Origin of the sequence: Actinosynnema sp. NPDC053489 (assembly GCF_044544865.1) — a bacterium.
GTDB lineage: Bacteria > Actinomycetota > Actinomycetes > Mycobacteriales > Pseudonocardiaceae > Actinosynnema.
The window spans coordinates 485209-498275 of the sequence record NZ_JBITXT010000006.1; the positions used below are offsets into that span (position 1 = coordinate 485209).

General features: G+C 73.2%; 10 protein-coding genes and 1 tRNA gene. 8 read left to right on the forward strand and 3 right to left on the reverse strand.

The window, feature by feature from the left end:
• Positions 1 to 69: 69 nt before the first annotated feature.
• The 4 genes from topA to ACIGNX_RS17225 all read left to right on the forward strand — a co-directional run bounded on the left by topA (position 70) and on the right by ACIGNX_RS17225 (position 6750).
• Positions 70 to 2832: a type I DNA topoisomerase gene (gene topA, locus ACIGNX_RS17210; RefSeq protein ID WP_396540994.1), complete on the forward strand. Its 2763-nt coding sequence runs from the start codon at positions 70 to 72 to the stop codon at positions 2830 to 2832.
• Positions 2833 to 2845: 13 nt separating this feature from the next.
• A complete protein-coding gene (locus ACIGNX_RS17215) occupies positions 2846 to 3418 on the forward strand; it encodes a hypothetical protein (RefSeq protein ID WP_396540996.1) in 573 nt (190 codons plus the stop codon).
• 84 nt (positions 3419 to 3502) lie between these two features.
• On the forward strand, positions 3503 to 5530 hold the full coding sequence (locus ACIGNX_RS17220; RefSeq protein WP_396540998.1) for a bifunctional MFS transporter/dTMP kinase: 2028 nt from the start codon (positions 3503 to 3505) through the stop codon (positions 5528 to 5530).
• Positions 5531 to 5550: 20 nt separating this feature from the next.
• The gene (locus ACIGNX_RS17225; RefSeq protein ID WP_396541000.1) at positions 5551 to 6750 is read left to right on the forward strand and encodes a DNA polymerase III subunit delta'; all 1200 of its coding nucleotides are present in this window, start codon (positions 5551 to 5553) and stop codon (positions 6748 to 6750) included.
• Between the two features lie 42 nt (positions 6751 to 6792).
• Here the strand turns inward: ACIGNX_RS17225 and ACIGNX_RS17230 are convergent, their stop codons facing one another.
• Positions 6793 to 8379 (reverse strand): hypothetical protein, encoded by a 1587-nt coding sequence (locus tag ACIGNX_RS17230; protein ID WP_396541002.1) that lies wholly within the window; start codon positions 8377 to 8379, stop codon positions 6793 to 6795.
• Positions 8380 to 8501: 122 nt separating this feature from the next.
• Here ACIGNX_RS17230 and ACIGNX_RS17235 point away from each other — a divergent pair.
• Both ACIGNX_RS17235 and ACIGNX_RS17240 read left to right on the forward strand, forming a co-directional pair.
• Positions 8502 to 8575: transfer RNA gene (locus tag ACIGNX_RS17235), tRNA-Thr, on the forward strand.
• 164 nt (positions 8576 to 8739) lie between these two features.
• Entirely contained in the window at positions 8740 to 8907 is a 168-nt protein-coding gene (locus tag ACIGNX_RS17240) for a hypothetical protein (protein WP_396541004.1), read from the forward strand.
• On the opposite strand, the gene ACIGNX_RS17245 is transcribed toward ACIGNX_RS17240, so the two are convergent.
• Both ACIGNX_RS17245 and ACIGNX_RS17250 read right to left on the reverse strand, forming a co-directional pair.
• Entirely contained in the window at positions 8894 to 9844 is a 951-nt protein-coding gene (locus ACIGNX_RS17245; protein ID WP_396541006.1) for a TIGR03617 family F420-dependent LLM class oxidoreductase, read from the reverse strand. The two genes, ACIGNX_RS17240 and ACIGNX_RS17245, sit on opposite strands and share 14 nt — an antisense overlap.
• Before the next feature lie 10 nt (positions 9845 to 9854).
• Positions 9855 to 10649 carry a thermonuclease family protein gene (locus ACIGNX_RS17250; RefSeq protein WP_396541008.1) on the reverse strand — a complete coding sequence of 265 codons (795 nt, stop codon included), beginning with the start codon at positions 10647 to 10649 and terminating at the stop codon, positions 9855 to 9857.
• 218 nt (positions 10650 to 10867) lie between these two features.
• On the opposite strand from ACIGNX_RS17250, the gene ACIGNX_RS17255 reads away from it, so the two are divergent.
• Positions 10868 to 11383 carry a MarR family winged helix-turn-helix transcriptional regulator gene (locus tag ACIGNX_RS17255; protein ID WP_396541010.1) on the forward strand — a complete coding sequence of 172 codons (516 nt, stop codon included), beginning with the start codon at positions 10868 to 10870 and terminating at the stop codon, positions 11381 to 11383.
• A complete protein-coding gene (locus ACIGNX_RS17260; RefSeq protein WP_396541012.1) occupies positions 11383 to 13059 on the forward strand; it encodes an MDR family MFS transporter in 1677 nt (558 codons plus the stop codon). Before ACIGNX_RS17255 ends, ACIGNX_RS17260 begins: the two co-directional genes overlap by 1 nt.
• Positions 13060 to 13067: the final 8 nt, after the last annotated feature.

Below are 13067 nucleotides of genomic sequence, written 5' to 3' on the forward strand. Positions count from 1 at the left end.
GCCCAGCGGCGACAAAGGACAGTGCACACTGGCGGGTCGGGACACAGTGTTCGAAGAGAGCGGGACGGCGTGGCTGGATCGACACGGGCGAGGAAGACAAACGGGGGATCAGCGAGCGGCAACCGGCGGTTGGTGATCGTCGAGTCGCCCGCGAAGGCGCGGAAGATCGCGTCGTACCTCGGCAACGACTTCGTCGTGGAGTCATCCAAGGGGCACATCAGGGACCTGCCCCGCGGCGCGGCCGACGTGCCCGCGAAGTACAAGGGCATGTCGTGGGCCCGCCTCGGGGTCGACGTCGACCACGACTTCGAGCCGCTCTACGTCGTCACGCCGGACAAGAAGGCGACCGTCGCCGAGCTGAAGGAGCTGCTCAAGGACGTCGACGAGCTGTACCTCGCGACGGACGGCGACCGCGAGGGCGAGGCCATCGCCTGGCACCTGCTGGACACGCTGAAGCCGAAGGTCCCGGTCCGGCGGATGGTGTTCCACGAGATCACCGAGCCCGCGATCCTCGCCGCCGCCGCGAACCCGCGCGACCTGGACCAGGACCTGGTCGACGCGCAGGAGACCCGCCGCATCCTCGACCGCCTCTACGGCTACGAGGTCAGCCCGGTGCTGTGGAAGAAGGTCATGCCGAAGCTCTCGGCGGGCCGCGTGCAGTCCGTGGCGACCCGGATCGTGGTCGAGCGCGAGCGCGAGCGGATGAAGTTCGTCACCGCCTCGTACTGGGACGTCTCGGCGACCGTGGACGCGGGCGCGGACGCCTCGCCGCGCACGTTCGGCGCGCGCCTGGTCGCCGTCGACGGGACGCGCCTGGCCGCGGGCCGCGACTTCGGCTCCGACGGCAGGCTCAAGGCCGGTTCCGACGTTCGCGTGCTGGACGAGGCGCAGGCCAGGGCCATCGCCGACGGCCTGGTCAACGCCACGATGACGGTGTCCTCGGTCGAGGAGAAGCCGTACACGCGCAAGCCGTACGCGCCGTTCATGACCTCGACGCTGCAGCAGGAGGCGGGCCGCAAGCTGCGGTTCTCCGCGGACCGCACCATGCGCACCGCGCAGAAGCTGTACGAGAACGGCTACATCACCTACATGCGCACCGACAGCACGACGCTGTCGGAGACCGCGATCGCCGCGGCCCGGGCGCAGGCCACCGAGCTGTACGGCTCCCAGTTCGTGGCCAACCAGCCCCGCCAGTACACGCGCAAGGTCAAGAACGCGCAGGAGGCGCACGAGGCGATCCGCCCGGCCGGCGAGGTGTTCCGCACCCCCGGCCAGGTGGCCCGCGAGCTGGAGTCCGACGAGTTCAAGCTCTACGAGCTGATCTGGCAGCGCACGATCGCCTCCCAGATGGCCGACGCCCGCGGCAACACCACGTCGGTGCGCATCTCCGGCACGACGGCGGGCGGCGAGGCCGTGACGTTCGCCTCGTCCGGCCGCACGATCACCTTCGCGGGCTTCCTCAAGGCGTACGTGGAGACGGTCGACTCGGAGGCGGGCGGCGAGTCCGACGACGCCGAGTCGCGCCTGCCGCAGCTGGTCAAGGACCAGTCGCTGCTGGCCGCCGAGCTGTCCGCCGACGGGCACTCCACGAGCCCGCCGCCGCGCTTCACCGAGGCGAGCCTGATCAAGACGATGGAGGAGCTGGGCATCGGCCGCCCGTCCACCTACGCCTCGATCATCAGCACCGTCCAGGACCGCGGCTACGTGTGGAAGAAGGGCTCCGCCCTGGTCCCGTCGTGGGTGGCGTTCGCCGTGGTCGGGCTGCTGGAGCAGCACTTCGGCCGGCTGGTCGACTACGACTTCACCGCCGCCCTGGAGGACGAGCTGGACGGCATCGCCGCCGGCCGCCAGGAGCGCACCACGTGGCTGTCCGGGTTCTACTTCGGCGGCAACGTCGGCCCGGAGTCCTCGGTGGGCCGCTCCGGCGGCCTCAAGAAGCTCGTCGGCTCCAGCGTCGAGGAGATCGACGCGCGGGAGGTCAACTCGATCCCGCTGTTCTCCGACATCGAGGGCCGCACGGTCTACGTCCGGGTCGGCCGCTACGGCCCGTACCTGGAGCGCGAGGTCGAGGGACCGGACGGCGCGGTGAGCGCGCAGCGGGCGAACCTGCCCGACGACCTGCCGCCGGACGAGCTGAACCGCGAGGTCGCGGAGAAGCTGTTCGCCACGCCGCAGGAGGGCCGCTCGCTGGGCACCGACCCCGTCACCGGGCACGAGATCGTGGCCAAGGAGGGCCGGTTCGGGCCGTACGTGACCGAGGTGCTGCCCGAGGCGCCCGAGGGCGCGAAGAAGGCGCCGAAGCCGCGCACCGGCTCGCTGTTCAAGTCGATGTCGCTGGACTCGGTGACGCTGGACGACGCGCTGAAGCTGCTCTCGCTGCCGCGCGTGGTCGGCAAGGACCCGGAGACCGGCGCGGAGATCACCGCGCAGAACGGCCGGTACGGGCCCTACCTGAAGAAGGGGACCGACTCGCGGTCGCTGACCAGCGAGGACCAGCTGTTCACGGTCACCCTCGACGAGGCGCTGAAGATCTATTCCGAGCCGAAGAAGCGGGGCCGGGCGGCCGCCGCGCCGCCGTTGAAGGAGCTGGGCGCCGACCCGGTGTCGGGCAAGCCGATGGTGGTCAAGGAGGGCCGGTTCGGCCCGTACGTCACCGACGGCGAGACCAACGCCTCGCTGCGCAAGACCGACAGCGTCGAGGGGCTGTCCGACGAGCGGGCGGCGGAGCTGCTGGCCGAGAAGCGGGCCAAGGGGCCGACGACGAAGAAGCGGGCGCCGGCGGCGAAGAAGGCGCCCGCGCGCAAGAAGGCCCCGGCGAAGTCGAAGGGCTAGGGGAGGCGGGGCGGTGGACGGCTCAGGAGCTGGTCGATCCGGCTACGACGGGACGCAGCCGCCCCCGCCGCCGCGCCTGTTCCCGGACCCGCTCGCGGGGCTGGTGACGGGTGAGCAGCCCTACCGGCCGCCCGAGCCGGTGGTTCCCCCGATGGTGGTGCCGCCGGGGGTGGTGCCGCCGGCTGCGGTCGAGGTCCCGCCGCACGCCGGGACCAGGGCGGCACCCGGTGGCGCGCGACCGGCCCGGCCCACCGTGCCGCAGAGCCGCACCGCACAGGGCCGTGCCGCACAGGGCCGTGCCGCACAGGGCCGATCGGCGCAGGACCGCGGGACGCCGAACCGCAGGACGCAGGTCCGATCCGCGCAGGTCAGCGCGCCGTCCGGCTGGTCGGCACCGCTGCCGGCCGCGCCCGGCCGGTCGGGGCCGCAGGTGCCGGCGCAGGTGCCGCGGACCGTCGGGCCCCAGCCGCCGAAGAAGAACGCGGCCGGGCTGGTCGGCTGCCTCGTGGTGCTCGCCGCCCTCGGCGGGCTGCTGTTCAACGTCCTCCGTGAGATCATCGAAGCCGTGGTCGACCTGGTGCGATGATCTCGCCAGGGTCACCCGATCGGCGGATGTGGTCAGGCGGGTGAATCGGTCCGGCTACCCTTACGGCCAGCACCATCGGCGGGGGTGAGCACCATCCAAGACGGCGGCACAGCGGCCTCGACCAGCCACCGGATTCGCAGCGTGTTGGCGATCCGGCCGTTCCGCAGGCTCTGGGGCGTCACCTACCTGTGCAGCGTCGGTGACTGGTTGTCACTCCTGGCCCTGACGGGTCTGGTCACGAAGCTGATGGACAGCTACCAGTGGCAGAGCTTCTCGCTCAGCCTGGTCGTCCTCACCCAGCTCCTGCCCGGCATCCTGTTCGCCCCGCTCGGCGGCGTGCTCGCCGACCGGTTCGACCGCCGCAGGATCATGGTGGTCTGCGACCTGCTGCGCGGCGGCCTGTTCATCTCGATCGCGCTGGTCGGCACGGCCTGGTGGCTGTTCATCGCGAACTTCCTGGTCGGCTGCTGCGCGATGCTCTGGATCCCGGCCAAGGACTCGGCGGTGCCGAACCTGCTGCGCCGCCCCGACCAGGTGGAGACGGCCAACCAGCTCGGCCTGGTGATGACCTACGGCATCTCGGTCATCTCCGGCGCGGGCCTGTACTCGATCATCTCCGGCATCCCCGGCTACCTGGGCCTGCAGAACAGCGACCTGGAGTTCCGGATCGCAACCATCGCCGTCATGGTCAACGGCGCGCTGTACGTGACGTCGGCCGTCATCGTGGCCACGCGCATCCCGGAGCTGTCCGGCCGCATCGCCTCGGTCCGGCGCACCCGCGAGAACGGCGAGGCGCCCGGCTTCTTCGCCATGCTGCGCGACGGCATGAAGTACGCGGCCCGCACGCCGCTGGTCCGCGGCCTGGTCATCGGCATGATCGGCGCGTTCGCCGCCGCCGGCGCGGTGATCGGCACGGCCACCCCGTACTCCCAGTCGCTGCTGGGCGGCGACTCCACGTTCGGCCTGCTGTTCGTGGCCGTGTTCGCGGGCCTGGCGGTCGGCATGGCGACCGCGCCCCGGATGGCCAGGCGGCTGCCCTACGACCGGCTGTTCGGCCTGACGATCCTGGTCGCGGGCGTGAGCCTGCTGTTCGTGGCGTTCGCGCCGCACCTGTGGGTGGCGCTGGTCGCGGTGGCGCTGGTGGGCGCGTCGGCCGGCATGGCGTTCCTCACCGGCCTGACCATCGTCGGCTCGCAGGTCGAGGACGCGATGCGCGGCCGGACCGTGGCGCTGCTCCAGTCGCTGCTCAAGGTCGTGCTGTTCGCCTCGTCGGCCGCCGCGCCGCTGCTGGTCACGCTGGTCAGCCGGCGCACGATCACCGTCTTCGACCACCCGATGCACGTCGACGGCACGCGGCCGGTGCTGTTCGGGGCGGGCGTGATCGCCGCCCTGCTCGGGCTCATCGCCTACCGGCAGATGGACAACCGGCGCTCCGAGCCGATCCTGTCCGACCTGATGGCGGCCCTGCGCGGGCGCGGCAGGCGGACCGGCGGGCTGCTGATCGCGGTCGAGGGCGACACCCGCCAGGACACCTCCGCGCAGGCCAGGAGGCTCGCCGGGGCGTTGCGCGAGACGGGCCGCGAGGTCGTGCTCGCCTCCGACCCGGACCTGGACGAGCAGCGGCTGCGCAACCTGCTGTCCACCGCCGACCTGGCCGGGGTGCGGGCGCACGCCCTGGTGGCCGCCGCCGTGCGCGCCGACGTGGTGGAGCGCGAGGTGCGGCCCGCGCTGGACAACGGCGCGCTGGTCGTGATGGAGCGGTACGTCGACAGCCCGCTGGCGCACTTCAGCGCGGCGGGCAGCGTCGAGCCGCGCGAGGTGGAGGGCCTGGTCGACTGGGCCACCGGCCGGCTGCGGCCCGACGTCACCGTGCTGCTGGACCGCACGCCGTCGCAGGTGCGGGCCTCCGGCGGCACGCTGGACACCGTCGAGCACCACTGGCGGGTGCAGAAGCTGCTCACCGACATGGCCTCGGCCGACCCGGAGCGGTACGTCGTGGTGGACGCCGACGGCACCGAGGACGAGGTCGCCGACCGGGTCCGCGACGCGGTGCTGCCGCTGCTCGCGCGGCGGACCGGGATGCCGGTCAAGCCGGTGGCGGAGACGTCCTGACGGATCGGTACGGTCGCCTGGTGAACCGTGGTGTGTGGGGCGACGTCGTCGGCCAGCCCGACGCGGTCGCGGTGCTGTCGGCGGCGGCGGAGGCCGCCGCGTCGATCGTGGCGGGTGGGTCGCCGGCGCCCGGCGCGATGACCCACGCCTGGCTGTTCACCGGGCCGCCCGGTTCGGGTCGCTCGGTCGCGGCACGGGCGTTCGCCGCCGCGCTGCAGTGCACCGCCGTGGACGACCGGCCGGGCTGCGGCTCGTGCGCCGGCTGCCACACGGCGCTCGCGGGCACGCACGCCGACGTGCGGGTGGTCGCGCCCGAGGGCCTGTCGATCTCGGTGGCCGAGATGCGGTCGCTGGTGCAGGTGTCCGCCCGGCGGCCGACGTCGGGCCGCTGGCAGGTCGTGATCATCGCCGACGCCGACCGGCTCACCGAGGGCGCGGCGAACGCGCTGCTCAAGGCCGTGGAGGAACCCCCGGCCCGGACGGTGTTCCTGCTGTGCGCGCCGTCGGACCACCCCGAGGACGTGTCGGTGACCATCCGGTCGCGCTGCCGGATCGTGTCGCTGGCCACGCCCCGGGCCGAGGCGATCGCGTCGGCGCTGCGGGACGAGGGCGTGGCCCCGGAGGTGGCGTCGTGGGCGGCCTCGGTGTGCGGCGGGCACGTGGGCCGGGCGCGGCGGCTGGCCACCGACGAGCAGTCGCGGGCCCGGCGCGAGTCCGTGCTGCGCATCCCCGTGGCGCTGCGGCGGCCGGCGGACATCTTCACCTGCGCCGACCAGCTCGTGTCGGCCGCCGAGGGTGACGCGCAGGCCGCGAACGAGGACCGCGACCAGGCCGAGCGCGAGGCGCTGGAGACCGCGATGGGCGCGGGCGGCACGGGCAAGGGCACGGCCGCCGCGTCACGCGGGGCGAAGGGCGCGCTGAAGGAGCTGGAGAAGCGGCAGAAGTCGCGCGCCACCCGCACCCAGCGCGACTCGCTGGACCAGGCGCTGGTCGACCTGGCCGCGTTCTACCGGGACGTGCTGGTGACCGCGACGGGCGCGCGGGCCGCGCTCAACCACCCGGACCGGGCCGAGGACGCGCGGGCGGCGGCCTCGGCGTGGACGCCGGAGTCGACGTTGCGCCGGCTGGAGGCCGTGCTGGCCTGCCGGACCGCGCTGGAGCTGAACGTGAAGCCGCGCATCGCCGTCGAGGCCATGCTGACCACGCTCCAGCGGGGCTGAGGCCCGGGCCGCCCAGATCGCGGCCGCCCAGATCGCGGCCGTTCACACCGCGGGCGGTCGGGTCTCGGCGCGGGCGGCGAGGCGGCGGCGGTCCGGCAGGGCGGCGACCAGGACGACGCCGACGAGCAGCAGGGCGGTCCCGGTCCAGAAGATCGGGACGGCCCGGTACGCCCCGTTCGTGTAGGCCAGGGGTTGGCCCTGCCTGGGCGGCGCGGCCTGGCCGGAGCCGCCGGGCGGCGCCTCCGGCGGCGCGCACACCACACCGCCCTCCGGGGCCGCCGCGCGCACGACCTGCTCGCCCAGCGACACCTGCGCCAGCGCCGACGGCAGGTTCGGCAGGCCGAGGGCGTCGGTCGGCAGCAGCTGGAGGTCCAGCAGGCGGGCGGTCGCGCCCAGCATGAACCCCTTGATCGCGGGGCCGTCCTGCTGGAGCGGGCCGTCGATCGGCATGTCCTTCTGGTTGAGCTGCGCGACCTGCAACCGCAGCACGCCGATGTCGAGCTTGGGCAGGCCCTCGGCGAGCGCGCCGACGAGGGGCAGCCGCTGCCCGGCCGCGACGCCGATCGGCACGTCGAGCTTCGGGTGGGCCGCGTCGAGCGTGCCCAGCTCCCTGCCGCCCTGGCTCACCCGCAGCACGGGCGCGGTGTAGGTGATGGCGGACGTGGCCTCGTCACCGGTGGACAGCGCCACGAGCGTGGGCTGGGACACCACGTCGACGCGGATCTCGGCCGGGGTGCCCGCCAGGAGGCGGACGCTGGCGGCCTGGAGGGTGGACGTCGACCGCACGGCCTTGTTGGGGCTGCCCGGCAGGTCGACCAGCTCGACGGTGGAGTGGGCGCTCAGCGTCTCCGGCAGGCTCAGCAGCGAGCCGTTCGCGCCGGTGTCGGGCGTGCCGGAGAGCAGGCCGCCGAGTCGGCTCAGCGGCGCGGCGAGCTGCTTGACGGTGTCGATCAGGGCCTGCCTGCCGGCGGCGTCGGGCTTCGGCGCGTCCTGGGGGAGCAGGCCGGTGAGGTCGGGCGTGGTGGGCAGCGTGGGGATGGCGTTGAGCGCGCTCAGGGACGCGACGGAGGTCTTGGCGTCGGCCAGCGGCCGGACGCACGGGCCGAGTCGGTCGTCCCAGCGGGCGTGCACGCTGCCGTCCAGCAGGCCGACCTTGAGCAGGGCGTCCAGCGGGGTGGCGGGTGGCGTGAGCCCGCCGGTGATCGGCTGGGCGTTGTCCGGCGAAGCGGTCTGCACCAGCGTGCCGGGTGTCTGCGGGGCCCGGCCCGCCACCGCGAAGCCCAGCGGGGACGCCTGGGCGACCGACCGCTCGTAGGACAGGAACGCCTCGGTGTTGGCCTGCGCGGAGGCGAGCCCGACGCCGAGCTCGGCCGCGGACTGCTCGGGCAGCCGCTCGTCGAAGCCCGGCAGGATCGTGCCGGTCGGCGTGGAGCCGGGCGCGAGCCGGATCACGGCCAGGCCGGTGCCCGCGTCGCCGATCGCGTGCGCCCGCGGCGCGGGACCGGCGGACACCGGCGGCTGGGCCGGGTCGCGAGGTCCGGGCACCGGCGTGGTGACGGGCTGGGCCAGGGCGGGCGCGGCGCACAGCGCGACCAGCACGGCGGCGGCGGGCATAGCCATCAGGCGCATGGTCGGACCTCCACGGCGGCGGTGTCGGCGTGCGACGCCCGCGTGAGCGTCGTCACTCCTGCCCTAACGACCAACCCCCGCGCCGGTGACGCCGGCACGGTGGGCTATAGTTGTCGCGTCTCGCCGCCTTAGCTCAGTCGGCCAGAGCGGTTCACTCGTAATGAACAGGTCGTCGGTTCGATTCCGACAGGCGGCTCAGCGGGATGAGGACCAAGTCGGGCAACCGGCTTGGTCCTTTTTCGTCGTTCCGCCGATTTGCTTGCCGGCTACGGTGCGGGTCGGCGATGCTGCTCCATCGGGGTGACCTTTTCACCGTTGGCGTCAGGTGTGGGCGACGGTGTCGTTGCCACCGTGGAGGTGATGGCGATGGTCGCGATGGTCGTGCTGACGGTGTTGGCCCTGCCGCTGGCCGTGCTGGCGGCGCGCGTCGGGCGCCGGTGCCGGGTCCGGCGGCGGGACAGGGCCGAGCTGTTCCACCACTGGGTGGCGAGCGACGACCCGAGCGGGCACCACCTCATCCGGTCCTGACGACCGGCGCGGCGATCCGGGTGATCACGTCGCCGTAGCGGCGGGTCACCTCCGCGCGCACCGCGTCGGGCGTGCCCACGACGGCGAACGCGGCCAGCACCTCGTCGGTGACGGCGGTGGCCATGTCGTCCCACCGCCGCCGCCGCGACAACGCGTGCAGCTCCTCGTGCAGCGCGCCCCAGCCGTGCAGGTCGAGGACCTTGCGGTAGGCGGGCGTCGAGCCGTAGAACGCGATCTGCCGCCTGACCTCGGCCACCTCGCGCTCGTCGCACGCCACCAGGCACGGCCCGCTGATCTCCAGCCCCGCCGCCGGCCGGCCCGCCCGCGCCCGGCCGCGGGCCAGCGCCGGCAGCGTCACCTCGCGCAGGTACCGCTCGGTGGTGAAGGCGTGGCACAGGAAGCCGTCCGCCACCTCGCCCGCGACCTCGGTCATCAGCTCCCCGACGCCCGCCAGCCAGACCTTCGGCGGGCCGTGCGGGTTCGGGCCGGGGTCGAAGAACGGCGTCATCAGCGTGTGCGCGTAGAACTCGCCGCGGAACCGGAGCCGCTCGCCGGTGGCCCAGCTGTGCCAGATGGCGCGCAGCGCGAGCACGAACTCGCGCATCCGCGCGGCGGGCCGCGACCACGGCATCCCGAACCGCTTGGTGATGTGCGGTTCCACCTGCGAGCCGAGGCCGAGGTGGAACCGCCCGCCGGACAGCAGCTGGAGGTCGTTGGCCTGCACCGCGGTGCTCATCGGGTTGCGGGCGAAGGCGACGGCGATGGCGGTGCCGAGGTCGAGGCCCTCGACCCGCCCGGCCACGCGGCCCAGGGCCACGAACGGGTCGTGCCGCGTCTCGGCCAGCCAGAACCCGTCGCACCCCTCGGCCCGCGCCGCCCGTGCCGCGTCGAGCACGGTCAGCGGGTCGTAGCCGACCTCCAGCCGGTCCACCTTCACGGCACGGAACCTACTCGCACGCCACGCCGTCCTTGTCGCGGTCCAGGGCCGGCCGGTAGCCGGGCTCGCCCGCGTAGAGAGGCGCCTTGCCCGCGGCGCGCACGGCGTCGCAGTTGGCGTAGTAGGCGGCCGCGGGGGGCTCGGGGGGCGCCGGTTGCGCCGGTGGGGGAGGCGGCGGGGCGTAGGTCGGCTTGGGCGCGGGCGGAGGCGGCGGTGGCGGCGGAGCGACCGTGTCCGCACCGGCGCAGGGTGCTCCCCACAGGCCCAACCCGGCGGCCTTCGCGGTGTCCTGGGCCGAGGCGAGGGCGGCCGACGCGGTCGGCTCGGCACGGGCCATGCCGGCGGCCAGCGCGTGCGCGGCCAGGTCGACGCCGTCGGGCAGCAGCACGGTCGCGCCGACCACGCGCAGGTCCTTGCCGGTCAGGGTGCTCTTGAGGAAGTCGGTCGCGGCGGCGGCCCAGCACTCGCCGGGCCGGGCGAGGCCGGTCAGCTGCACGCGGCCACCGCCGGACACCGTGATCGTGCGGCCGTCGACCACTTCCGCGACCGTCACGGGAGGCGGTGTGGTGGTGGTCGTGGCCTTCGTCGTGGTGGTCGTGATCGTCGTGGTGGTGGGTGTGGTCGTGGTGCCCGTGGCGGTGAGCGCGCGCGGGGTGCCGTCCTCGTTCCCCGAGTTCGCCAGGCCGATGGCGAACAGGGCGAACACCACCACGCCGGCGGTGACGGCGATGCGGCGCTTGCGCGGCAGCCTGCGCCAGGGAGCTAACGGGCCCGTGTCCGCCGGGCCTGCGGGTGTACCTGCCATGCCCGCCTCATCGGCGCGGGGACGAGCGGGTGTTACCTGCGTCACTCAAGGTGGTTGGCCGAGCGCGGAGTGCGCCGATCGGAGGAATCCGACTGGTGCTTGCTACGAGCCGTGACCATGAGAGCCGCGTCACCGCTAATTCGTTTGCGATGTCACCCGGATGAGCGCATGCTTGTACCCAGCAACTAGTTGGTTGATGCAAGCAAACGGAGTGTGCGATGGCGACCCCGGTGGGTGATGAGGTGCGGGCGGACGAGCTCGCCATGGCCGACCGGCTCGGCATGGCGCTGGCGCGGATGAACAAGATGCACGCCTGCGTCGCCGCGCACATGAGCAAGGCGGGCCTGGACAAGGCGTCCTTCGTCCTGCTGGCCAACCTCGCCCAGCTCGGCCCGCTGCGGGCCGGCGCGCTGGCCGAGGCGGTGTTCTCCGACCCGTCCACGGTCAGCCGCCAGGTGGCGACGCTGGTCAAGGACGGCCTGGTGGAGCGCCGGGCCGACCCGGAGGACGGCCGGGCGAGCGTGCTCGCGGTGACCGAGGCGGGGCAGTCGCTGCTCGCCGAGCGCCGCGCGCAGCGCAACGTCGCACTGGCCCGCCTGTTCGAGGACTGGTCCCCGCGGGAGTGGACCGAGTTCATCGAGTACTTCGAGCGCTTCGTGGGGGACTACGAGAAAGCGCTGCCGCATTTCATCGCTGAGGGCGGACTGGGGCCGCGCTCAGAAGGGGAGAAGTGATGTCGGAAACGACAACCCGAGCGGATGCGCCGCCACCCGGCGCCGCGCTGCTCACCCACCGGCAGATCCTGACGATCCTGTCGGGCCTGCTGCTCGGGCTGTTCCTGGCCGCGCTCGACCAGATGATCGTGGCGACCGCCATGAAGACCATCGCGGACGAGCTGCACGGCCAGACCCTGCAGGCGTGGGCGACGACCGCCTACCTGATCACCGCGACCGTCTCCACGCCGCTGTACGGCAAGCTGTCCGACATCTACGGCCGCAAGCCGATGTACCTGACCGCGATCTCGCTGTTCCTCGCGGGCTCGCTGCTGTCGGGCATCGCGAACTCGATGTACGAGCTGGCCGCGTTCCGCGCGGTGCAGGGCCTGGGTGCCGGTGGCCTGATGTCGCTGGCCATGGCGATCCTGGCGGACATCACCTCGCCGCGCGAGCGCAGCCGCTACACCGGCTACTTCATGGCGGTGTTCGGCATCTCCAGCGTCGCCGGGCCCGTCGTCGGCGGCCTGTTCGCGGGCATGGAGACGTTCCTGGGCACGGCCGGCTGGCGCTGGGTGTTCCTGATCAACGTGCCGATCGCGCTCGTCGCGCTGGTCGTGGTGGCCCGGGTGCTCAACATCCCGCACCAGCGGGTGAACCACCGGATCGACTTCCTCGGCGCGGGCCTGCTCACGCTCGGCCTGGTGCCGCTGCTGATCGTGGCCGAGCAGGGCCGCGAGTGGGGCTGGGCGTCGGGCACGTCCGTCGTCATGTACGTCATCGGCGTGCTGGGCCTGGCCGGCTTCGTGTTCGCCGAGAAGCGCATGGGCGACGAGGCGCTGCTGCCGCTGCGGCTGTTCAAGCGCCAGACGTTCTCGCTGGGCAACACGATCAACTTCATCCTGGGCGTCGGCATGTTCGGCGCGATGGTGTCGCTGCCGCTGTACCTCCAGATCGTGAAGGGGTACTCGGCCACCCAGTCGGGCCTGATGATGCTGCCGCTGACCTTCGGCATCATGACCGCGGCGGGCACGAGCGGCAACATCACCGCCAAGACCGGCCGCTACAAGGTGTTCCCGGTCATCGGGTTCGGGTTGATGACGGTCTCGCTGTTCCTGTTCAGCACGGTCGGCACGGACACGCCGATCGCCCAGCCGCTGGTGCTGATGTTCTTCACCGGCGCGGGCCTGGGCCTGTGCATGCAGACGCTGCTGGTCGCCATCCAGAACGACGCCGAGCCGCGCGACATGGGCGTGGCGACCTCGTCGGCCACGTTCTTCCGCCAGATCGGCGGCACGGTCGGCACCGCGGTGTTCCTGTCGATCCTGTTCAGCACGGTCGGCGACAAGATCGGCGACGCGCTGCGCACGGCCGCGGGCACGCCCGCCTTCCAGGCGGCGCTGGCCAAGCCGGAGAACCGCGAGTTCGCCGCCGGCCTGCAGAGCGGCACGGGCTTCGACCTGGACAACACCGAGTTCCTGGCCAAGCTCGACCCGGTGCTCGCCCGGCCGTTCCTCGACGGGTTCTCCGGTTCGATCGACCTGGTGTTCTTCGTCGGCAGCCTGGTGACGCTGCTCGGGTTCCTGGTGGTCTGGTTCCTGCGCGAGGTGCCGCTGTCCAACCGCTCCGGCCTGGAGCGGGTGCGGGACGCGAAGGACGGCGAGGAGGAGCCCGCCGCGCCGATCGCGCTGCACTGACACCCCGC

Excerpts from the sequence above, each read along its gene's own strand:
- ACIGNX_RS17230 (WP_396541002.1), bottom strand. The coding sequence starts at position 8,379 with ATGCGCCTGATGGCTATGCCCGCCGCCGCCGTGCTGGTCGCGCTGTGC.
- ACIGNX_RS17240 (WP_396541004.1), top strand. The coding sequence starts at position 8,740 with ATGGCGATGGTCGCGATGGTCGTGCTGACGGTGTTGGCCCTGCCGCTG.
- ACIGNX_RS17250 (WP_396541008.1), bottom strand. The coding sequence starts at position 10,649 with ATGGCAGGTACACCCGCAGGCCCGGCGGACACGGGCCCGTTAGCTCCC.
- ACIGNX_RS17255 (WP_396541010.1), top strand. The coding sequence starts at position 10,868 with ATGGCGACCCCGGTGGGTGATGAGGTGCGGGCGGACGAGCTCGCCATG.
- ACIGNX_RS17260 (WP_396541012.1), top strand. The coding sequence starts at position 11,383 with ATGTCGGAAACGACAACCCGAGCGGATGCGCCGCCACCCGGCGCCGCG.